Here is a 22,520-nt window from a genome sequence, read left to right as displayed (position 1 = left end):
TCCAAGGCGCCCGGCTAGGCTAGTCGTCCCGCTAAGGGCGGCCTTGCGCCGCTCTGGTTCTAGACACACCAAAGGCGTCCTCAGGGCACCTGAGGACGCCTTTGGCTGACTTACCGCGGCGGTCCCGCGGAGCCTCACCGGGGCCTTGAGTCTCTCGGCTTACCGGTGGGGTGGTGGCACCGTGCAGTCTGTGCCACCGCCTGATTGTCCCGCCAAGTTCAGACGACTTGGCGTGGCCGCTTGCGACGTTGCGATCACCACCGTCTTGCCTTGTGCCCAGTGGTGTCATCCGACTTCGACCATCTAACGTGAGCATACTCATCACGCCTCACTGTATCGATACTCTGGGTCGAGCCTACTGAGGACGCAATGCCCCTGGATGATTTCGGCTACCCGTCGGTGAACGACCACGTTGCGCTGACGCGATCACCAGGCGAGCTCCCCATGAAGTACCTGCAGTCTACTGCGGACCGCGGCTTTTGGCAACCAAAACGACTCGGCACTGACTTTTTTTACCGTCGCGTTGGCCGCGGCAACTTCGGCACCCAGATGAACGCAAGCAACGCCCCGGCCAGGAGCAGGCCGCGGCCGATGTGCGCATCCTTGGTCACGACCATCATCACCAGCAGCCCGAGCGGTAGGATCGACTCCAGCACCGGGTACTTGTACGCCGCCAACCCCTTGACCCCCACGTGACTCATGTCTTGGGCGTAGTGGCCAAAATCGTTTGCCAGCAGCTGGCGCAAGTTATCGGCTACGTAGCGGAGCCTCATGCTGGCGTCCTTGTTCGCATAGAAGCTAAGGTGCTCACCCTGCCAGTCGAAGTCGAAGACGACTGACTCCTCCGCCCCATCGCGCACGGTGAAGTGCTCGACCTCGGCGCGCGGATACCGGTGAACTTGGTCATCTTTCAGCCGCTGCGTGATGATCGCGTCTGGCGCGAACACAACAGCGAAGGGTTGCTCGGAGCGCGCATTGAGATAAGTGCCCCCCAGCAGCTCGGTGGCGATGCTTTTGCCCGCACTATTATGATGCTGTGCCAGCAAAAAATTACCGTCTGGCTCGACGCCTAGGTCGCGCACCAGCGCCTGCATTTCCTGCTCGTTTGGAATCTTTGTGCCCATACTGTCCTCCCCAAGTGGCGCGCCAGCTCCGGACGCGCGGTTAGGTTCATGATACTGCTTTCACAAAGGCTGTCAATCCGCCTCTGGTCCGAGCGTGACCCCTACGGCCACCGTATCCACCTGAGCGCTGCACCGCCCCCGCCTGACTGCACGCAAAAACCGTCCTCCCCCGCAGGCAAGGACGGTTCAACAGGCGTGCTCAGCTCATGATCCCCAGTGTCTGCAGGATCAGGTAGACGTTCAGCGCGATCAGCACCCAGGTCGCAGTCCAAGCGCAGATGCGCACCCAAGTCTTGTTGGCGAATTCCCCCATCAAGTCTTTGTTCGAAGTGAACGCCACCAGCGGGATGACCGCGAACGGTAAGGCAACGCTCAGGAAGACTTGCGAGAAGGTCAGCAGGTCTTCGATCTTGGCTTCGTTGCCGTGGTAGTAGATCGCGAAGATCAGGACCGGCGTCACGGACAGCAGCCGAGTCAGCAGGCGCTGAGCCCACATCGGCATCTTCAGGTGGATGAAGCCTTCCATGATGATCTGGCCGGCCAACGTGCCGGTGATCGTCGAGCTCTGACCCGAAGACAGTAGCGCAACGGCGAAGAGCATGGAGAGGATCGGACTGGCGATGGCCCCGACGATCTGGGAGTCGCTCAGCGCATGGAACAGGTCCACGAAGCGCCCAAGGTCGGAGTTGGTGCCGTAGAACAGCGCCGCCCCTAAGATCAACAGCAGCGAGTTGACGATGAAGGCCAAGATCAGCTGCAAGTTCGAGTCAATGGTGGAAAAACGCACGGCTTGGGCCAACTCGGCCCGGTTCGTCCGATCGACTTTACGCGTCTGGGAGATCGACGAGCCGAGGTACAGATCGTGTGGCATCACGGTCGCCCCGACGATCCCCAGCGTCAGGTACAGCATGCCATGATTGGTCAGAATGTCTTTGGTCGGCAGGTACCCTTCCAAGATCCCGGTGACGCTCGGGCTCGCCAGGAACACTTCGTAAGCGAAGACCATGAGGATCACGGCAACCAACGTGGCCACGATCGCTTCGATCTTACGGAACCCGAGCTTCATCAGGAGCAACAAGATCAAGACGTCGGCGGCGGTGATGACGATCCCCATGATTAGGGGGATATTGAATAAGAGCTTGATCGCGATCGCCGAGCCGATGATCTCGGCAATGTCCGTGGCCATGATCGCCAGTTCTGCGACGATCCACAAGAGGAACCCGGAGACTTTGCCGGTGTGCTCACGCGTCAACTGGGCCAGATCGCGGCCGGTAACGATCCCGAGCTTGGCCGCCATGCTCTGCAGGAGCATCGCGATCAGGCTGGACAGCAAGACGACGGCCAACAGGCGGTACTGGTACTGCGCGCCCCCGGCGATGGAGGTGATCCAGTTACCCGGATCCATGTACCCAACGGCGATCAGGACGCCGGGACCAGTGTAGGCCATCAAGGTGCGGAAGAAGCCGGCGTTCTTTGGCACTTCGACAGTCCCGTTCACCTCGCTCAGGCTCTGCTGGCCTGGCTCATCGGCGAAGTGCAGGACCTCGCGCTTTTTCTTTGATTCTTTTGCCTTCATTCGAACGGCCTCTTTTCTATTGGTTTAGAAATTTGGTATCGATCTCGCTCAGCCCCAACTGAGCGCTCGCTCAAACCCCACAGGTTACTTTACGCCCGATTCTTTCAGAAAACAAGTAAATTTTTGGGCCACCCTAATTCTTTTTGTGTGAGCGGCCGAAACGCCTTGACCGCGGGGTTCAGCGCCGTTATCAGCAGCGCAGCGACTGGTGATCGCGCGGTGAAAGTTTGTTACGGCTCAACTCTGAGTCGCCCTACCGCTGGCCACAAAAAAGCGGCCGACGTCCGCCGGCCGCGGGTGCTTCACAGCACGTGTTCCATGTATTGCAGGACGCCGGCGTCGGCGTTCGTGCCGGTGATCACATCGGCCACCGCCTTGACTGCCGGCGTCGCGTTGGCCATTGCGACCCCCGTCCCGACCTCGCGGAGCATCTCCAGGTCGTTCCCGCCATCACCGAACGCGCACATCGCACTCAGCGGGATGTCGAGCATTCCGCCCAGTTCGGCGAGCCCGGCCGCCTTGTGCAGCCCAGGCTGGATCAAGTCGATATCCCCGTGGCCTGAGCTCGTCGGCTCGGCCCATGCGCCAAGCGCCGTCTTCAGCTCGGCGACCAGCGCGTCGGTCTGCGCCGGCGGGCACGTGAGCGCAAACTTCAAGATGCGATCGTGGACGTCTTCGTAGCGGTCGACGACCAGCAGGCGATGGTAATACTGCCGGGCGAAGGTGACGTAATCAGCCGGCGTCGTCGCCAGCGTGTAGGCACTCTCGGCCCCACACACCAAGAAGTTGACGTCCGGCAAGGCGCTGACGATCGGCAGGATCGCCGCGACCGCCTCATCGCTGAAGTGGTGCACGGCGAGCTCTTCCGTCGTCGTTCCGAGGTACGCCCCATTTTCTGCCACGAACAAGGTCTCGGGGTAATCGGTAAAAAACGAGCGCAGCTGGTACACCTGGTTACCACTGGCGACCACCCAGCGGATCCCTTGAGCTTGCATCTTGGCGTACAGGCGGCTGAAGCGCTCACGGTCATAGGTCATGTCAGCGCGCAGGAACGTGCCATCCATATCGGTTGCGAATAACTGCGTCATGTCGGGTCCTCCTGATGATAGGCGTCTTGTTCGGCTTGCCAATAGCGGGCGTCGTTGGCGGTCAGCTTACGCAGCGGGCGCGCCGGCACCCCGGCGGCGACCACGTTGGCTGGTAAGTCCTTCGTCACCACCGAGCCAGCGCCGACGACCACGTTATCGCCGATCGTGACGCCGGGGCAGACGGTCACGTTGCCGCCGAGCCAGACGTTATCGCCGATCGTGATCGGGTGGCCGTACTCCAGCCCCGCCACCCGCACAGCGGCATCCAGCGGATGGCCGGCGGTGTACAGGCCGACGCGTGGTCCGAGCATCACGTTGGCCCCGATCGTGATCGGCGCGACATCTAAGAAGATGCTCTCGTAATTCGCGTAAAAATTCGGCCCGACATGCACGTTCGTGCCGTAATCTAGCCGCGTCGGCGCCTCGATGTAGGCGTCGCCGCTCGGGCAGTCGATCATCGTCGCTAACAGCGCCTTGCGCTCGGCTTTGTCTTCTGGGCCAAGGTCGTTGTAGCGCGCCACCAGTGTCCGGGCGTGCACGCGCGCGTCGTGCAGGACTGGGTCTGAAGCATCATACAGTTGCCCCGCGAGCATGCGGGTCGAGTCTTTGGTCATCGTGTCCACCTCCACTGTTAGTATCGCACAGCGCGGCCCACGCAAGGGACACTTCTAAAGGCAGGAACGGTCAATTTTGGCTGTTTGCGCGTATGCCTGGCGGTAGGCGCTGGGCGTCAGGTTTTTCCACGCCTTGAAGTTGCGCGTCAGCGACTTCACGCTGCCAAACCCGACGGTACTGGCGATGTAGTCGATCTGCTTATCCGACTCCAACAGCAGACGGCGCGCCGCCATCAGCCGCACCAGCCGCACGTAATGGGCGACCGGCATCTGGACCGTCTTGTTGAACTGCTGGTTCAGCGTGGTCAGCGAGACATGGAACTGCGCCGCGATCGCCGCCGTCGTCAGTGGTTGCGCAAAGTCGCGGTCGATCTTCGCCATCACCATGTCGACCAGGCTCGGATTCGGGTTGACATCCAGGTCAGCCAGTGGCGTCGTGAACGCCTCATCGAGCAGCACCAGTAGCGGGTAAAAATGACTCAGGATCAACAAGCGCCGGTTCGGCGTCAGCCCCTGATCCATCAGGGTGCGGATCGCCAGCAGGTGGTCGCGCAGCGCCGCGTACTCGTCAGGCGCCAAGGCGGCCGACGCGCGTCCTTCCAGGTCGAGATGCCAGTTGGTACTTTGCGGCAGCCGCGCCGTCAGGAACGTCTCGTCGATGATCAGCCCGAACTCATCCCAGTCTGTGCGCCGCGCACCACTGGCGCTGTGTACCGCGCGGCGGTTCACCGCCCAGACCTCCCCGGGCCGATACGTCACCGTACGGCCGTCGGTCACGAAGGCCAGCGCGCCACCGGCGACCAATAGATTCAGCTCGATCCCCTGATGCCAGTGCGGTGCCACGTCGATCGCCGTCAGCGGGTCGTGCGCATAAAATTTGAAGGGCAACCGGGGGACCTGTTGCACCCGCTCGAATTCTGCCAATGTTTTTTCACCTCCTGATTAGCATAACCGTCTGGCGGCGCGCTGACAACGGCGAACGCGGCTGACCTAAAAAAGCCCCGGCGCCGCAAGTGCGGTCCGGGGCCCATCGCGATTGGCTCAGTCCGTTGACGGCGTCAGCGTCAACACGCTCGCCCCGTGTGCCACGGTCCCAGTCGTCTGCAGCGGCGTTACCGCCTGGTACGCCGCCGTGTTCGTGACGATCATCGGCGTCGTCAGATCATAACCGGCTGCGCTAATCGCCGCTGGGTCGAAGTGGATCAGCGCGGTCCCCTGCTTGACCGTCGCTCCTTGGGCCACCAGCTGGGTGAAGTGCGCCCCTTCCAGCTGCACGGTGTCCATCCCAATGTGGATCAGGACCTCAGCGCCTTGAGCGGTCCGCAGCCCGATCGCGTGCTTGGTGGCAAACACCATGACGACCAGCCCGTCGGCAGGCGCGTAGACCGTGCCGTCCGTCGGCACGACCGCGAGCCCCTGCCCCATCGCCCCAGAGGCGAACACCTCATCCTTGACGGCGCTGAGCGGGATCACGGTCCCGCTGACCGGCGCGACCAGCGTCTCCGCTGCAACGGCCGTGCCCGCGTCTGGAGCAGCGGGACTGGCGACCGGGCTCTCCGGGGTGCCAGTCGCCGGGTCGAGCACGAGACTATCGCGGGCGAACAGCCAGGTCAGCCCGAAGCCGAGCACAAAGGCGGTAGCCGCCGCGATCGCCGCACCGTAGAAGCCCATGTCCATGCCGGCCGGATCGATCATGACCGGGAACTGGAACACACCGAGGCCGCCCAGCATGTAGATCCGCGTGCCGAACAACCCGAGCAGCCCGCCGCTGATCGACGCCGCGATACAGCTCATGATGAACGGCTTTTTGCGCGGTAGCGTCACGCCGTAGATCGCCGGCTCCGTCACCCCGAAGATCCCCGAGATGAAGGTCGACCAGCCGAGGCTGCGGACCTTGGCGTCACGGTTGGCCAACGTGACGGCCAGTACCGCGCCGATCTGGGCGAAGGTGGTGCCGAACATCAGCGCCAGCAGGTAGTCGTAGTGCAGGTTTTGCACGTTCAAGATCGCGATCGGGATCAGCCCCCAGTGCAGCCCGAAGATCACCATCACCTGCCACAAGGCGCCGAGCAGCATCCCGGCGAGCACCGGGGCGAAGCGGTAGACGCTAACGACGCCGGCCGAGATCGCGTCGCCAGTCCAAGACGCCAGCGGGCCGATGACGATCAGCGTCAGCGGCACAATCACCAACAGGGTGAAAAACGGCACGAGAAACGTCCGCACCACCGTCGGGATCACCCGCTGCAAGACGCGTTGCCAGCGCGCGGCCAGCCACACCGCCACGATGATCGGGATCACCGAAGACGTGTAATTCATCATGATCACCGGCACGCCCAGAAAGCGCAGGTACACGTTGGCGGCCAGCGGCGTGCCGCCGAACAGCGTCATCAGCGGCTGGGTCCCGGCCGCAACGTTCAGCGGCGCCAAGGCGACGATGCTCGGATAGACCAGCGCCGCACCGATCGTCATCCCCATCAGCGGCTCTAGCTTGAATTTGCGCGCCGCTGAGTAACCCAACAGCACCGGCAGGAAGTAGAAGAACGCGTCACCGATCGCATTGAGCACGATGTAGGTGCCCGCCGTTGGGGTCAGCCAGCCCACCGCCGTGAACAGCGCGTTGAACCCCTTGATCATCCCCGTTGCCGCCAACAGCCCCAGCATCGGGGCAAAAATACTCGAGATCAAATCGATCGCCCGGTCCAACCAACTCATCGGCCGCTCGTCAGCGCCGCCGTCGGCCACCGGGGCTTCACCGAATCCACCGGCGGTCACGACGGCCTGGAACACCTCGGCCACTTGGTTGCCGATCACGACTTGGTATTGGCCACCGCTTTGGACCACGGTCACCACGCCGGGGGTCTGCTTCAGTGCCGTCGTATCCGCCTTGCCTTCGTCTTTGAGGCGAAACCGCAAGCGCGTCGTACAGTGGATCACGCTATTGACGTTCTCCCGGCCACCGACGAGCTTAACGATCGCTTGCCCTAGATCTTCATACGCCATGTGTACTCCTCCTTTGCGACGCGTGCGTCGCGATCCGCTCACGCCGGCTCCCCGTGCGTGATGCGCCAGACATCAAGCGTCAGGTCCAGCTGATCCGCCGGCGTCAGCACCCAGCCTTGCGTCCGCATCAGGTACTGGCCGACCGCCTGGACGGTGGCAAAAGCCGGTGCGTACGCCGCGGCGATCTGGGCGGTCAGCGCGGCATCACCCACCGGGGCCACCTCGTGGTGCATCAGGCGGATCAACAAGGCGCGCAGGTGCGTGACGAAGTGAGCGTAGGCATACGACGTCACATCCAGCGGCGCCACTAGGTCGATCACCCCGCGCATCAGCTGGTTCAGCTGCCCAAGCGCCGCCCCGGCCGCCTGTCCCGCGGTCAGGGTGATGAGGTGGTAGGTCAAAAACACCGCTTCGATCGGCGCCAGTGGCCGCGCCAGCACGCCGTTCAACAGCGCCACCGCGGCGGTCGCCGCCTGAAACTCCTGCGGGAACAGGTGGGTCAGCTCCCACTGGGCGCTGGCCTCGGGAAGCACAGGGGCCGCCTGGGCCCGGTGTGCGGCCAAGCGGATGTGGGCGGCCAGCAGTTGCGCCTGCGCCGGGGCGAGTTGGACCCGCAGCTGAGCTTCGACCAGCGCCACCACCGCACGCGTCGCCACGGCGAGTGCGGTCGGCAGCGTCGTCACGTCCCCAGCCGCCTTGAAGCGCCGCAGGATCGCACCGTCATCGACCGGTTGACCGGCGTGTTTGCCGAAGCCGACCCCGTTGCCGAGCACCACCCATTCGCGGCCCCAGTCATCGACCACCAGCGCAGCGTTATTGTTGAAGTTCTTGACGAATCGCACGGTGTTCGCCTCCTTCGCCGGGGCCGCCAGACGCCAAAAAAGGCATGCCCCACCTTACGCTTTCGTGTAAGAAAGGTCATGCCTGATCGAATCAGTAACACGCTCACTTTACGTGTGCATCGTACAGCCAAAGCCCGACAGCGTCAACTAATCTGCTTGACTCAGCCGTACGCACCGTAGAACAAATACCCGGCCAGGCCCAAGGCGGCGATCGCCACGCTGAGCCGTAGCAACTGCGCCGAGACATGGCGCACGACGATCGGCCCGAGGAAGCCACCGACGAACATCCCCGCGCCCAAGGGCACCACCATCAGCCAGTAGATCCGCGTCGTCAGCATGTAGATCACGAGCGCCATCACGTTAGTGGCAAAACACGCGAAGTTCTTGATCGCATTGCTCGTCGCAAAGTCCACCGTCAGCGTCAGGCTGAGGATCGAGAGCATGATGATCCCAGCACTTGCGCCGAAGTAGCCGATGTAGACCCCCACGGCCAACACCGCCAGTGCCTGGCCAACGCGGTGATCACCACCGCTTGCCGCCGCCCGTTGGGACTGCGGCCGCGCCGACCACAACATCAACAGGGCGGCCAGTAGGATCAAAAACGGGACGACCTTCTCAAACGTCGTCGCCGGCGCAAAGGCGAGGATCAGGCTGCCGACCAGCCCGCCGAGCAACGCCCAGACCGTCACCCGCAGCGTGATGCGCGGATGGGCCCGCAACTCACGCAGACTTGACAGCCCCGACCCCAGTCCGTTGAAGATCAGCGCGGCCGTGTTCGTCACGTTCGCGTTGACCGGCGGCACGCCCAGGCTCAGCAGCACCGGATACGAGACCAACGACGCCAGCCCCGCCATCGAGCTCAGTAGCCCGGCCGCCACCCCCGCCGCTAATAGATAGAAGAAGCTCGTCACCGTCATCGCCACGCCCCCAGTCAGAATGTGCCCAGTATACCGCAAGCCGGTCGGCTCGGGTAGGCCAAAAAAAGACCGGGTCAACATTAGTCGTTGACCCGGTCCGACCACTTAGCGTTGAATGATCCGCTCGCCGACACGCTCCATCAGCCGCAGCAGCTCGCGGGCGTCCGCCTCACCGAGCAGTTCGACCCAGTAAGCGAAGCGCGCCTCGATCTGCTGGTTCAGGCGTGCGGTGACTGCGGCTCCGGCAGGCGTCAACGCCAGCGGCAAGCGCCGGCGGTCGCCCATCTGGCGCTCCTGCACCACCATCCCCCGCGTGATCAAGACCTTGATCTGCCGGGAGATCGCGGCGCGGGTCACCCCACGGCGCTGCGCGATCTCACTGACCGCCAGCTCGTGACCGGCCGCCAAGTCGCGCATGATCAGGAATTGCTCGAAGGAAAGCCCGTCCGCCTTCATCGGCTCGGCGATCAGCTCGTCTAGCTTTTTGAACGTCTGCCAGTACATGCGCAGGTAATCTTGAAGCAGTTGCGGGTCTCCCATCGGCGTTCCTTTCTGCCCCGATCAGTCGTGGGCGGGCGTCTTCATGTGCATCATCGTCGCGGGGATCATCAAGGCGAGGCTGATCACCGCCGTGGCGAGGAGCACGACCACGCTGGTCGCGACCGTGCCGGCGTTGATCCCGCTTGTGATCATCTCCCGGTAACCGTTGATCGCATAGGTCAGCGGTAGGAACTTCTGCGTGCTTTCATACAGCGGGCTGATCGTCTCAGCTGGGAACAGGCCACCGGAGCCGCTCAGGGTGAGCAAGCCCAAGGCGACGAAGATCCCGGCGCGGCCAAAGGCGATGTTGAGCATCATCGTCAGATACTGTGCAGCCAAGGCGAACAGCAGCGTGATCCCGAAGAACCCGGCCACGTGATCGACTGGCAGGTGCATCATCGCCAGCATCAGACCGGCTTCGATGAGCCCGGCAGCCACGGCGACCCCGGTCCCGACCGCCAGCTTGCTCAAGAGCCACTGCAGCGGTGCGCGGTCGTCGTCGGCTTCCCGCTTCATCGGGTAGGCGAAGTTGAAGATGATGATCGCGATGAACAGCGCCAACGCCAGCACGTAAGGGGCCAAGGCGGCACCGTAGTTCTTGACGCTCGAGTACTTCAGCTGCACGTCCTTAGACGGTGCGGCAAACATCTTGGCCGTCAGCTTCGTCAGCTTGGTGCGCGCGATCTGCTCGTAGCCAGCAGACAGACCGTCGGACAGCTGTGTGTTGGCCGCAACGAGCTTGCCAGAGCCGTCATACAGCTGGTTGACCCCACTGGCCAAGGTCGGCACCTGCCCGTTGAGCTGCTTGAGCCCTGCGTTCAGTTGACCAGAACCCGTGTAAAGCTGAGCGACGCCGCTGGACAGGACTGGCGTCTGCCCGTTGAGTTGACCCAGGCCGGCCGTCACTTGGCCGGAGCCTGCGTAGAGCTGCGAGACCCCACTAGCAAGTGCTGGCGTCTTACCGTTCAGCTGATTGAGGCCGGTAGCCAACCGACCAGAACCCGCGTAGAGCTGGGACACGCCATCTTTCAGCGTTGGCACTGCGGCGTACAGCTGGTTCATACCTGCTTTAAGCTGGGCAACGCCATTCATGAGGCTCTTATCACTGGCCCCGTTGACGCTGTCATCAAGTTGTGTCAGGCCCACCTGCAGTTGCTGAACGGCACTCTTATACGTATCGTGACCGCTCTGGTCTGGATGACTCAGCTCATTATCAAGTGTGGTGAGCTTGGTCTGGAAGATCTGGACGGCGTTGAGCAGACCCTTGGGATCGCCTTGCGCGTCATAGGTCTTGTCGCCGATCGAGGTCTTGGCGTAGTTCAGATACGCCTTGACGGTGGAATAGCCTTCTTGGTTGGCTTCTTGCTCCGCCACATAGGATTGTTTGAACTGATCCAAAGCCGCCTGTGCAGCCGCATCGCCTGAGGCGGTAACAGCAGCTTCTAGACTATCAAGATCAGTCTTGGACTGCTTAGTTGCCGCCGTGGTCGCTTTTTCAAAGTGGTACAGGGGGTAGAGCTTCGAACCGGCGGGTAAGCCGATGTCTTCAGCGGTCACCCCAGCGACAGTTGGCAAGCCCATATCAACTTGCATGAAAGACGTGCTAATCAGAGTATTCTGATTCTGAACCGCAGAGACTAACTTATCCATCCCTGCCTTCATCATTGCGACCCCCGTCGGCATGTCCGGGTTATCATCGCGCGAAGTCAGCGTCAGACGGTACAATTCGTTGATTCCATTCTTCAACAGGCGTACACCTGAGGTCAACTTGCTCTGATCGCCGGAATCAGGCTCTGTCCCAACTTTGGTGGCCAGTTCATTGATTCCACCATTGAGTTTCGTCACACCAGACGCCAGCGTCGGCACCTGTGCGTTCAACTGACCTAAGCCTACGTTCAACTGGGAGCCCCCAGCGTTCAGCTGCTGCACGCCGGTCTTCAGTGCAGGGACATTCTTGTTCAACTGGCCTAGCCCATCAGTGACCTGGCCGCTGCCGGCAGTCAGCTGCGACACGCCGCCGACCAGCGCCGGCACCTTGCCGTTGAGCTGGCCCAGTCCGGTGTAAAGCTGGGTGCCGCCATCCGCCAACTGGGTCACGCCGTCGCTCAGGGTCGGGACGTTGTCGTGCAGCTGGGTCAGGCCGTCGTTGAGCTGGGTCTGACCGGCGGTGATCTTCGTCGCGCCGTCGCTGGCGGTCTTGATCTGCTTGCCGATCGTCTTGATCTGATCGAACAGCTCGACGGCAAAAGCCGTGGTGACCTTCTCGCGGATCTGGCTGTTTAGCTTATCGGCCCCGACTTGGCTGATGATCTCAGAGACGTAGTTCAGCGACCCGTTCGTCTTGTACGTGAGTTCCATCTGCTTCGGGTGCGCGTCCATCAGTGTCGCGGCGTTAGCCGAGAAGTTCTTCGGGAAAGTCACGACGGTGTAGTACTTGTTGTCGGCCAGGCCTTTTTTGGCCTGCTCGGGGGTGCAGAACACCCATTTCAGTTGCTTGTCATCATGCAGCTGCGCGATGGTATCGCGACCGGCATGGATCGTCTTGCCCTGCAACTTGGCCGGTTCGTCTAGATTGACGACCGCCACGGGGATCTTGCCCGTGTTCCCGTAAGGATCCCACGCAGAGGTGAGGAAGCAAAACGAGTAGGCGAATGGAATGAATAAGATCACCAACATCGCTGCCATGAGCCCCTTATTCTTGGCGATGCTTCTGAATTCGTGCTTGAACAAAATCATGGTCAACTCCTTCGTCAAACCCCAACCGGGTCTGGGTTCGCCTGTTATGGCGTATCACTTCAACCGCATTAACTGTTTATGCCATTGACAAAGACTTAATATCCGCCGATCCCCTAGTCTTGTCAATGCTTTTCTGTCCTTCACAAGCGCACCGAGCCGTCTTATCACCACCCCACAGGCGTTGCGACGGGGCGGGAAATTATTTTTTTCACAAAATAAAAAGGCCTGCTTGCACAGACCTTGCGCCTCACAGCTCGGCCCCACGCGTGGCGATCGTGCGCTTCAGCCAGGCATAGGAGGCCTTGGGGACGCGGCGCAGGCTGCCCTGCCCACGGTCGTCCATCGCCACGTAGACGACGCCGTAGCGTTTCTTCATCTCGCCAGTGCTCAGCGACACCAGATCGATCGGCGCCCACATCGTGTACCCAAAACATGGCACTCCGTCTTCGGTGACCGCCGCGAGGATCGCCCGCAGGTGTGCGGCCATATAGTCACTGCGGTAGTCATCGTGCACCGTGCCGTCCGGGGCCAGCGTATCGACCATGCCCAGCCCGTTTTCGATCACGATCAGCGGTTTTTGGTAGCGATCATACAGTGCATTGAGGCACAGGCGCAGCCCCAGCGGATCGATCGGCCAGCCCCACGGGGTCGTCGCCAAGTGCGGATTCTCGTTGACCAACCCCGCTGCGTGCGTCACAGTTCCCGAGCGGTAGTAACTGAAGGCGACAAAGTCGATCGGATTCGCCGCCAACACCGCCAAGTCACCTGGCGCCACGCGTAACGTCACCCCTTGCGCCTGCAGGAACGCCTTGGCGTAGCGGGGATAGCGCCCGCGTGCCATCACATCGGCGAAGAAGAAACACTGCTCGCGCCGCGTGGTGTAGGCAGCGAACACATCTTCTGGCCGGCTCGTCGCTGGGTACATCTCGCTCATCATGAACATTGTGCCGAAGCGCGCCTGTGGGTCAAGCGCCCGCGCCGCGGCGATCACCCGCGCACTGGCGACAAACATGTGGTGCACGCACTGATAGCGCGTCTGGGCGTCTTGCGCGTGGGTGCCCAGCGCCGCATACCCACCGAGAATGTTGATCTCGTTGAAGGTCAGCCAGTGGTGCACCCGCCTGCGGTAGCGCCGGATCAGCGTCAACGCATACCGCTCATAACAAGCGATCGTGTGGCGGCTCGCCCACCCGGAAACCGATTCGGCCAGCGCATTCGGTAGCTCATCGTGACAGATCGTGATGATCGGCGCGATCTGCCGCGCCACGAGGTAGTCGATCACCTGATCGTAAAACGCAAGCCCCGCTTCGTTGGGCGTCAGCTCCTCGCCAGTGGGGAACAGACGCGACCAGCACACCGAGAAGCGGTACGTCGTGAACCCCAGGTCTGCCATCAAGTCGATGTCCTCCCGCCAGTGGTGATAAAAATCCGTGGCTTGGTGGCTCGGATAATAGGTCCCCGGCTCGATCATCACCCGTGCCCCCGCGGGGAGCGGGTCGTGCCACCCGACCCGGGCCGGGCGTCCATCGGCCAGTCTCAGCGTCAACTGGCGCGGCTGGTCCACACTACCGGCAGTCACGAAGTCATGTGTCAGTCGCCCGCGCCCCCCGACGTCGAAGCCTCCCTCACACTGAAAATCGGCGGTCGCACCACCGATCAAGAACCCTTCTGGAAACGTTGCCATGTCATCGCACCCTTTCGTCCCCATTATAGCGCTTACTGGCGCGTGACTGCCGCTAGACCCGAACGTCCCCGGACCGCGGCTGGCGGCTCGGGGACGTTCATGTTATCAGACGAGGTTCAATGGCTGACCGCTCAGGAACCCGTGAATGTCATCCGCGACGATCTGCACGAGGCGCTGGCGCGTCTCCGCGCCTTTCCAGCCGATATGTGGCGTCAAGAGCACATTCGGCAGCGCCCACAGGGGACTGGTCGCCGGCAGTGGCTCTTGTTCCTGCACGTCCAGGCCCGCCCCGGCAAGGCGGTGGGCCTGCAAGGCTGCGACCAGCGCGACCGTATCGACGAGGCCACCACGCGCCGTGTTGATCAACAAGGCGCTGGGCTTCATCTGCGCAAGCGCCGCCGAGTCAATCAGGTGGTGCGTTGCCGGAGTCAGCGGCAGGTGTAGCGAGACCACGTCACTGTTAGCAAGCAGGTCCGCTTGACTGGTAAAGTGGATCCCGTCGCGATCGACGCGCGGTGTGCGGGTCGAGACCAGGATCCGCATCCCCATCGCCTGCGCGATCTTGATCACCGCCTGCCCGATGTGACCGAAGCCAATCACACCCAGGGTTTTACCGTTCAGCTCGACATGTGGCACCATCAAGTGCGCGTCAAAGTTGCGGTGGTCGCCGTGGGCCAGCATCGTCACCTGCGTCTGCAAAGAGCTGGCCAAAGCCAGCATCATCATCACCGCCGTCTGTGCGACGCGGTCGGTCGAGTAGGCCGGGACGTTGGCCAAAGCGATCCCGCGCTCGGCCAGCGCCGCGCGGTCATGGTTGTTGTAGCCGGTCCCCGCCTCCACGATCAGCTCGACGCTTGCGGGCAGCTGCCGCACGAGCGCACCGGGCATCGGCATCTCCTTCGTCACCAACACCTGGGCCCCCGCGGCACGCGCGACGACTTCTGCCGGTGCAGTCTGACCATAGACGGCCACATCTGGGCCAAGTCGGGTCCAGTCGACCTGCCCGTCGAAGTTCACCACATCACCGTTCAACACCACGATCTGACTCATTCGGCTCACTCCTTCGTCAATAACCCCTGGGCGACCAAAAATTCGCGGGCGACTACCGCCGCCTTCTCGTGCTTGACGGTCACCCGGTAGTTCAGCTGTTGCATCTGCGCCGTTGTGATCTTACCCGCCAGGCGGTTCAAACTCGCCACGACTTGCGGATGGGCCTTGGCCCAGTCGGTCCGCATCAACGGCGCGCCTTGGTAAGGCGGAAAGAAGTGCCGATCATCCGTCAGCAGCACCAAGTCGTACTTGCGGATCTGCGGATCCGTCGTGTACGCATCCGTCACCCCTAAGTCGCCGTCGGCCAGCGCCTCGTAGCGCAGCGACGGCTCCATCGTCCGCACCGTGGTGAAGGCCAACCCGTACGCCTGACGCAACCCGGGGTACCCGTCCGGTTGCTGGTAAAAATCAGGATCGAACCCGGCGATCAGGTCCGGGTGCGCCGCCAGATCGCTGACCGTCCGCAGGTGGTACCGAGTCGCGGTCTCGCGGCGCACGGCCATCCCGTAACCGTTCTGGTAGGCCATCGGCTTCAGGTACGTCAGCTGGTAGCGCGCGGCGATCGCTTGGCGGGCGGTCTGGTACGCCTGGGTCGGGTCCTTAGGCACGCCCGTTTTTTGCGGCACCAGCGCCTGCAGGACCGTCCCGGTGAACTCTGGGTAGAGATCGATCTGCTTGCTGCGCAGCGCCTTGAACAGGAAGCTCGTGCCACCGAAGTTGCGCCGGATCACGACATGGACGTTCGGTTGGTCGCGTTCGATCAAGCGCTTATACATGTTGATCAATAACTCGGGCTCCCCGCCCATTTTGCCTGCGATCGTAATGGTCTCGACTTGCGGGCGGCTGAGCGCGCGCGCCCCGTACGCCCCGCCGCCACCGATCACGAGGACCGCCAGGCCGATCAACAGGGTCCGTCCGGATAAACGGCTGAGCAGGCGGATCGCCGCGCTGGCGACCAGCGCCAGGGCGGCCGCCAGCACCGCACCGATCAGCAACGCGGCGTTGTTATTGCTCTGGATCCCCAGCAGAATATAGGTCCCAAGCCCCCCACCGCCGATCAGCGCCGCAAGCGTCGCCGTCCCGATGATCATCACCACACCGGTGCGGATCCCCGATAAGATCAGAGGCATCGCCAGCGGAAACTGGATCCGAAACAGCTTGTAGCGCCGGGACACGCCCATCGCGTCGGCTGCTTCCAGCAGTAGCGGGTCAATGTTGCGCAACCCAGCATAAGCGTTGGCAAAAATTGGCATCAAAGCGTACAGCACCAATGCGATCACCGCCGGCACCGTGCCGATGCCGACCAGCGGGATCAGCAGCCCCAGGATCGCGAGGCTCGGGATCGTCTGGATCACGCTGGCGACCTGGAGCACCGCCTCCCCCAGCTTCGGGTGGTCCAACAGCGCCACCGCCAGTGGCAACGCGATCAAGATCGTGATCACGGCGGCGATCAGCGACAACAAGACGTGCTGCCCCAACGCCGCGAGCAGCTCCGCACTGTTCGCCTTCAGGTACTGGTCAACGGCTTCAATCATGGCCTTCCTCCTTCGCCAGGTACGCGATCAGATCCGCCGCCGTCAGCAGCTTCTCGCCCACGGCAACGGTCTGCGTCGGCTCACGCTGCACGACCGCTGCCCAGGCGCTCAGGCTCGCGTGCGCCGCCAATGGTTGCGGTGTGTCAGTTGCCACCACCGGTCGCCCGAATCCAGCGGCCAGCACTTGCGCCAGCGTTGGCCGAGTCGGCGCCGACTGCGCGAAGAACTCCGCAACGAACGCATTGGCCGGCGCGGTCGTGATCGCCTCCGGAGCCCCGACCTGTTGAAGCGTGCCGGTGTGGATCACCGCCAGGCGGTCCGCAAGCGTCAGCGCCTCTTGCATGTCATGGGTGACAAACACGATCGTCACCTGCAACTCCTGGTGCAGCTGTGCAATCAGCGCCTGTAGCTGTCGGCGCGAGAGCGGGTCCAGCGCCGAGAACGGTTCGTCCATCAGGATCAGCTTCGGGGCCCCCGCCAGCGCGCGCACGATCCCGACTCGCTGCGCCTCCCCGCCAGACAACTCGGCCGGCATCCGGCCATAATACGTCTGCGGTTCTAGCCCCACCCGGCCGAGGAGCTCGCGCACCCGTGCCTCACGCTTAGCGCCAGGCCAGCCAAGGGCTTCCAGCTGCACACCGGCGTTTTGGCCCACCGTCATGTTCGGGAACAGCGCGCTGCTCTGCAACACATAGCCGGTGTGCCGGCGTAGCGCCGCGAGGTCCATCGTCGCCACATCGACGCCGTCCAACTCAACAGTCCCGCTAGTTGGGACCACCAAGCGGTTGACCATCTTCAACAGCGTGGTCTTGCCACTACCAGACGGACCGACCAGCACGAAGAACTCCCCGTCCGCGATGGTCAAGCTCAACCCGCTCAACGCATCTGCCCCTTGATAAGTCTTCGTCACCTGCTTGAACGCGATCATGCGCACCGCTCCTTTCGTCATGTGACCAGTGTACCATGCACGCACGCGAACGCTGAACAAAAGTAAGCTGTGAGGGCAAAAAAAGCCCGGCGTCACTCCACCCAAAATGGCGCCCCCCTACTAGGGAGCGCCACCTGGTAATGCTCAGCCTCGATTACGGTTGACGGTGCATTGCTTTGCGTTGGAATGCGTTAGGTAACCCCGCCAGCGCGCGATATTTCGCCACGGTTCGCCGAGATAGCGTGACCCCTATCGCCTCGAGGCGCTGGGTCAACAGTTCGTCGCTGAGCGGCGCCTCGGGAGATTCGCCTGCGATCAAGGCCGCGATCTGCTGCTGCACGCGCGCAGGCGACCACTCCTGGCGGACCGCCTGCACGAACAAGTGCCGAACGGAAAGCAGGCGGCCACCGAGCAGAAGGTACTTATCCCGCACCGCTCGACTGATCGTGCTGACTGCCAAACCGAGCGCCGCCGCACAGTCGCTGAGCGTCAGTGGCTGAACCGCATGGGTCTGCGGCGCACTCAAGTACGCCTGCTGATGATCTGTGAGGTACATACCGATCAACGTCAACGTCGTCTTGCGGCGTTCCAAGCCGCCGGTGAGCTGCTCGTATTGCTGCCGTTGTGCGTGCAAATACACCTTAGTCGGTTCATCCGCCACAGCCGTTAACTGGTCATAGTAGCGCTGATCGAACCCCAACTGCGGCAAAGCGTCTGTCGCCACCTGAACAACGGTGCGCCCAGCCACTGACTGTGCCACAAAATCCGGCGTCAAGTACTGAATCGACGCGGCGCGCGCGTACTGATGCCCCGGCGCAGGGTCCAGACGCCGGATCGCCGCCAAGGCATTCGTCAGCTGCGTGGCTGTATACGGTAGGCTCGCCCACCGCTCAGGGGTTGCTAGCAGGGGCAGCTGCTGGTGACGCAACAATGCCTGCGCCACCGGATCGAACCCAGGTTGCGCCGCCTGGCGCAGCAGGCACGCGGTCAGATCCGGCGCGCCGACCCCGACAGGGTCGAACGCCTGCAGCACCGGCAGTACCTCGGCCAACTGCGCCTCTGGCAGCTGGTAGGTCGCCGCGAGCAGCGTTAACGGTGAACGGAGATAGCCATCGTCATCGACAGCTAGACACAAAGCGGTCAGTGCCGGACGTAGCCGTGCTGGCACACGAGTCAGCCGCGCCTGAGTCAACAAGTGAGCCGTCAACGTTTCGGTGGTCTCGTCGGGCACCCAGTCCACCGCCGCGCCGTGCGCGACCGGTGATGCTACCCGCAGTCGTACGAATGGATTGGCCTCAGCCACCGCCTGTAGATGTGCGGTCAGCTGGTCGGCACCAAACTGCAGCACTGTCAGCCGCTGACGCATAACCGGCGACAAAAAGAGCCGAGTGGTCACCTCAAGCATTGGGTGTTGAACCATCCGCTGCGTCTGTGCCATCGGCCCCTGCCTCCCTATCGCGATCATAGACTGACTGTCTGAATCTTCATGATATTCTGATTCATCGAGATGTCTTCGATCACATCCGCGTAGTTCGTCGTCCGTGGGATCTCGATTTCGTATATATTAACATAGATCGGCGCCGCACCTGTTTGCGTCACTCTGAAATTCACGTCGATCACCGCGATGTGATGCGCATCGAAGTATGCCTGAATGAATTCTTTGGTCTCCAGTTTATGACGGTATTGGATCTCGATCTTCTTCATCGGGTTGACCCGGATCATTTTTTTAAGAAAAACCAAGACGAGCATCACCACGATGGCACTGACGACTGCGATCATATAATCCCCCATTCCGACGGCCAGACCGATCCCGGCGACCGCCCATAGGCTCGCAGCCGTGGTCAAGCCCCGGATCGTCCGATGCTGCACGATGATCGTACCCGCACCAAGGAACCCGATGCCAGAGACGACCTGTGCGATCAGGCGCGCGTCATCGGCACGAACCACCCCTGCTAGTTTCGGGTACGTCAACGCGATATTCAGCGCATCGAATCCGATCTCTTTTTGGATCAGCGCGATGATACACGCCCCAACGCAGACCAGCACATGCGTCTTGATCCCCGCTGGACGGTTCTTGTGCTCACGGTCATAGCCGATCACCCCCGCCATCAAAACGGCGAGGACCAGCCGAACGATAATCTGCCGTAATGTCAGTGCGAACACTCAGACCACACCCAGCAACCCGAGGACGATCGCCAAGGCCAAGACACCCAGCAGGATCCAGTTGACGTTGACTTTCTTAGACAGAAGCCAGTAGCAGACCAACGTCACCACCAGCGGCACTAATCCTTGCCAGAGCTGATCGAGGTAGGTCTGGATCAGGATCGGCTTGCCGCCTTTGATCGGGATCGCCAGCTTCGATTGGAAGGTGACCATCGTTGCGGTCATGCACCCGATCATCATTAGGCCAAGCGTCGAGGCCGACTTGTTGAGCAACTTCATACTCCCGGACCGATACATATCTTGGATGAAGGTGTCCCCCAGCGTGAACCCCATGTACGTCAGGTAGTAACGCGTCAGGATCGACGGAACATTGTAGATCACCAAGAACAGTAGCGGCCCGAAGATCGACCCCTGACTGGCGAGGCTGATCCCGATGCCCGCGGCAATGACCCGCAAGACCCCCCAGAAGATCGAATCGCCGATCCCAGACAGTGGGCCCATCAGTGACGTCTTCAAGGCAACCGTTGAGTCAGAGTCGAAGTTCGGATCAGCGGCGTTCTTCTTCTCCATCGAGGCGACCAGTCCCATGACGAAAGTCCCCACGTTTTGGGTGATGTTGTACCATGTCGTGTGCCGCTGCATCGCCTGCCGGTGGCCTTCAGGATCGTCCTTATAGTAACGATCCAGCGCCGGCATGATCGAGTACATGAAGCCAGGCGCATGCGTCTTGGTCGCCCCTGCACGACTGGCGAAGACGGTGAAGGAGCGCCAGAAGATGCTGTTGAGCATTTTTTTATCTTCGGGTGAAACATTCTTAGTCATCTTCATGAGAAAAAGTCCTCCTCTTCCTGCGCCGCGTCGTTCGGCGCGTCAGCCGTTGTGTGGACACCAGTCGTTGTCAGCGCCTTTTGTTTGTTCTCTAGGTCCATCAGTTGCTTATCCCGCATCCACTGTAGCGCCACGATGATGAGCCCGACGGCAGCGACTGCGACAGAAGGTAGCTTCATATACGCGGCCAAGACGAAGCCCAGGAAGTAGTATGGTGACAGCTGTTTGCTCCACAGCATCCGCATTAAGATCGCAAACCCGACCGCCGGCAACAGGCCACCGGTCGCTGACAGCCCCGCCATCAGGTTCGCCGGGATATGGTCGACCAATTGCTGGACTGGCTTGGCCCCTGCAAGGACTGAGAAGAACGTGACGAGAGAGAAGACGAAATAGTTCAGGAACCACATGCCAAAGTGTAAGCGAACTAGCCCCTTAGGATCGTTGTTCGCGGCCACTTTATCAACGACAGGCGCAAAAATATTCATGACCACGTTCTTCAGAAACATTGAGATAAAGGCGGCGAACACCCCGATCGGCACCGCCAGGGCCAAAGCGGCCTTCAAGTTCACATCCAGCGTGGTCGCAAAAGTCACCGCCAAAACGGTCGCGGTGACCGGCTCCGCGGACAACGCACCACCAATATCGACAGCACCCATGAAGATCGCCTCAAGCGATGCCCCCATCATGATCCCAGTTCGAACGTCCCCGAAAACCAACCCAGCGACCAAGCCAACGACCAGTGGGCGTTCGATCATCGTCTGACCCCACAGCCAGTTGCCGCCGAAGCAGACGAACACGCATAATGCGGCTAACAATGCGGTATTTAACATCGTTCATTCCTCCTTGATTAGGTTAGTGGCCCTTCAGCAACGTGCTGATCGGCGTCTTGGCGTTACTCGGCACAACTTGATTGAACACAGGGACATCCAGTGTGGCCAACTGCTTCAGTGCGGCCAGCTCGGACGCTGTCAACATCAGTGTTGCAGACAGCTGAGTCGCTTCCTTCGCGTTTTCGGCAAAGCGCCCCACATTGGCAACGTTGATCCCTGCGATTCCGGGTACCGCTTGGGCGATCTTGAGCGCATCAGCCACACTATTCGTCAGTGCAAAAATGCGCATGTTGCTCGCCTTAGGGTTATTGAATACTGTGATGGCGTCCGCAACCGAGCGGATCAAAAGTTTTTTGCCCGTTGGGGTCGCCATCTTCAGGGTCATCTGGACCATCTCATTGGCCGCCGCGTTATCGTTGGCAACAATGATCCCCGGTGTATCAAGCTCCTTGGTCCAGACCAAAGCGACTTGCCCGTGGATCAATCGATCATCGACGCGTAATTGTGCGATCATATCATTTCCTCCTTAGCTCAAAAAGCTGTCTTCCGAATCAGCGGGTGCGTCTGTCAACGTGATGCGTTCAACTTGACTCTGGACGATCAGGTCGTCCAAGTGCCCAGCAGACAATGGTTCGGCATCCAATAACACCGCCAGAATAATTGCAAGGTTCATCTGTGACACCACGAACACGTCGGGGTGTCCTGCCGCAGCCAAAACGACTTTTTGATTCACACTCCCACCCTTAAGATCGGTGAAGATCACGGCTGGTCGCTTCGCCGTGGCAATGAACGCAGCGATCTGCGCCGTGTAATCCGAATCATCCACGTAGGCATCGATCACTTGGACGCGTGCGCCCATGCCAGTCAGGATCTCTAGTGAGCTCTGAAGCCCACTAGCCATGTGCCCGTGACTGGCGATCAAGATCTCAGTCATCCGGTTCCCTCCTTTCGTCACTTCAGGTCAATGCCTTCACCTCCCTAATAGCAAAACTCGTGCCAAGTGTTCAAAACCGCGCCGCAACGCCGCAAAAAAAGAAGTGTTCAATAATTGAACACTTCCAGTTG

The 22,520-nt window shown here is 61.4% G+C and carries 20 protein-coding genes; all 20 read right to left on the bottom strand.

Annotation, left to right across the window (positions count from 1 at the left end):
* Window positions 1-512: 512 nt before the first annotated feature.
* A complete protein-coding gene (locus HII33_RS05605) occupies window positions 513-1,124 on the bottom strand; it encodes a hypothetical protein (RefSeq protein ID WP_179394831.1) in 612 nt (203 codons plus the stop codon).
* A 199-nt stretch (window positions 1,125-1,323) separates the two neighbouring features.
* Entirely contained in the window at window positions 1,324-2,700 is a 1,377-nt protein-coding gene (locus HII33_RS05600; protein ID WP_179394830.1) for an Nramp family divalent metal transporter, read from the bottom strand.
* Window positions 2,701-3,002: 302 nt separating this feature from the next.
* The gene (locus HII33_RS05595; RefSeq protein ID WP_179394829.1) at window positions 3,003-3,788 is read right to left on the bottom strand and encodes a Cof-type HAD-IIB family hydrolase; all 786 of its coding nucleotides are present in this window, start codon (window positions 3,786-3,788) and stop codon (window positions 3,003-3,005) included.
* A complete protein-coding gene (locus tag HII33_RS05590; protein ID WP_179394828.1) occupies window positions 3,785-4,402 on the bottom strand; it encodes a sugar O-acetyltransferase in 618 nt (205 codons plus the stop codon). The genes HII33_RS05595 and HII33_RS05590 overlap by 4 nt, the downstream gene beginning before the upstream one ends.
* A 54-nt stretch (window positions 4,403-4,456) precedes the next feature.
* Window positions 4,457-5,326, bottom strand: a complete 870-nt coding sequence (locus tag HII33_RS05585; RefSeq protein WP_179394827.1) for an AraC family transcriptional regulator — start codon at window positions 5,324-5,326, stop codon at window positions 4,457-4,459.
* A gap of 117 nt (window positions 5,327-5,443) precedes the next feature.
* On the bottom strand, window positions 5,444-7,402 hold the full coding sequence (locus HII33_RS05580) for a beta-glucoside-specific PTS transporter subunit IIABC (protein ID WP_179394826.1): 1,959 nt from the start codon (window positions 7,400-7,402) through the stop codon (window positions 5,444-5,446).
* Window positions 7,403-7,440: 38 nt separating this feature from the next.
* Window positions 7,441-8,244, bottom strand: a complete 804-nt coding sequence (locus HII33_RS05575; protein ID WP_179394825.1) for a CAT RNA binding domain-containing protein — start codon at window positions 8,242-8,244, stop codon at window positions 7,441-7,443.
* Window positions 8,245-8,405: 161 nt separating this feature from the next.
* Complete coding sequence (locus HII33_RS05570) at window positions 8,406-9,161, bottom strand: sulfite exporter TauE/SafE family protein (protein WP_179394824.1); 756 nt, start codon at window positions 9,159-9,161, stop codon at window positions 8,406-8,408.
* Between the two features lie 105 nt (window positions 9,162-9,266).
* A complete protein-coding gene (locus tag HII33_RS05565) occupies window positions 9,267-9,701 on the bottom strand; it encodes a MarR family winged helix-turn-helix transcriptional regulator (RefSeq protein WP_179394823.1) in 435 nt (144 codons plus the stop codon).
* 21 nt (window positions 9,702-9,722) lie between these two features.
* The gene (locus tag HII33_RS05560; protein WP_179394822.1) at window positions 9,723-12,437 is read right to left on the bottom strand and encodes a YhgE/Pip family protein; all 2,715 of its coding nucleotides are present in this window, start codon (window positions 12,435-12,437) and stop codon (window positions 9,723-9,725) included.
* 247 nt (window positions 12,438-12,684) lie between these two features.
* The gene (locus tag HII33_RS05555; protein WP_179394821.1) at window positions 12,685-14,121 is read right to left on the bottom strand and encodes a glycoside hydrolase family 1 protein; all 1,437 of its coding nucleotides are present in this window, start codon (window positions 14,119-14,121) and stop codon (window positions 12,685-12,687) included.
* A 105-nt stretch (window positions 14,122-14,226) separates the two neighbouring features.
* Window positions 14,227-15,171 (bottom strand): NAD(P)-dependent oxidoreductase, encoded by a 945-nt coding sequence (locus tag HII33_RS05550; protein ID WP_179394820.1) that lies wholly within the window; start codon window positions 15,169-15,171, stop codon window positions 14,227-14,229.
* A 5-nt stretch (window positions 15,172-15,176) separates the two neighbouring features.
* Window positions 15,177-16,706 carry an ABC transporter permease/substrate-binding protein gene (locus HII33_RS05545; RefSeq protein WP_179394819.1) on the bottom strand — a complete coding sequence of 510 codons (1,530 nt, stop codon included), beginning with the start codon at window positions 16,704-16,706 and terminating at the stop codon, window positions 15,177-15,179.
* A complete protein-coding gene (locus HII33_RS05540; protein WP_179394818.1) occupies window positions 16,699-17,634 on the bottom strand; it encodes an ABC transporter ATP-binding protein in 936 nt (311 codons plus the stop codon). The genes HII33_RS05545 and HII33_RS05540 overlap by 8 nt, the downstream gene beginning before the upstream one ends.
* Before the next feature lie 154 nt (window positions 17,635-17,788).
* Window positions 17,789-19,072, bottom strand: coding sequence for an RNA polymerase factor sigma-54 (locus HII33_RS05535; protein ID WP_179394817.1), 1,284 nt, complete (start codon window positions 19,070-19,072; stop codon window positions 17,789-17,791).
* A 23-nt stretch (window positions 19,073-19,095) separates the two neighbouring features.
* The gene (locus HII33_RS05530; RefSeq protein ID WP_179394816.1) at window positions 19,096-19,797 is read right to left on the bottom strand and encodes an MgtC/SapB family protein; all 702 of its coding nucleotides are present in this window, start codon (window positions 19,795-19,797) and stop codon (window positions 19,096-19,098) included.
* Entirely contained in the window at window positions 19,798-20,625 is an 828-nt protein-coding gene (locus HII33_RS05525) for a PTS system mannose/fructose/sorbose family transporter subunit IID (RefSeq protein ID WP_179394815.1), read from the bottom strand.
* A complete protein-coding gene (locus HII33_RS05520; protein WP_179394814.1) occupies window positions 20,622-21,455 on the bottom strand; it encodes a PTS mannose/fructose/sorbose/N-acetylgalactosamine transporter subunit IIC in 834 nt (277 codons plus the stop codon). Before HII33_RS05520 ends, HII33_RS05525 begins: the two co-directional genes overlap by 4 nt.
* Window positions 21,456-21,477: 22 nt before the next feature.
* On the bottom strand, window positions 21,478-21,969 hold the full coding sequence (locus HII33_RS05515; protein ID WP_179394813.1) for a PTS sugar transporter subunit IIB: 492 nt from the start codon (window positions 21,967-21,969) through the stop codon (window positions 21,478-21,480).
* A 12-nt stretch (window positions 21,970-21,981) separates the two neighbouring features.
* Window positions 21,982-22,389 carry a PTS sugar transporter subunit IIA gene (locus HII33_RS05510; protein WP_179394812.1) on the bottom strand — a complete coding sequence of 136 codons (408 nt, stop codon included), beginning with the start codon at window positions 22,387-22,389 and terminating at the stop codon, window positions 21,982-21,984.
* Window positions 22,390-22,520: the final 131 nt, after the last annotated feature.

The sequence above is a fragment of the Lacticaseibacillus absianus genome (genome assembly GCF_013407595.1).
Lineage (GTDB): Bacteria > Bacillota > Bacilli > Lactobacillales > Lactobacillaceae > Lacticaseibacillus > Lacticaseibacillus absianus.
The sequence above is the reverse complement of the archived record's forward strand: the minus strand, read 5'-3'. Positions and strand labels throughout refer to the sequence as shown.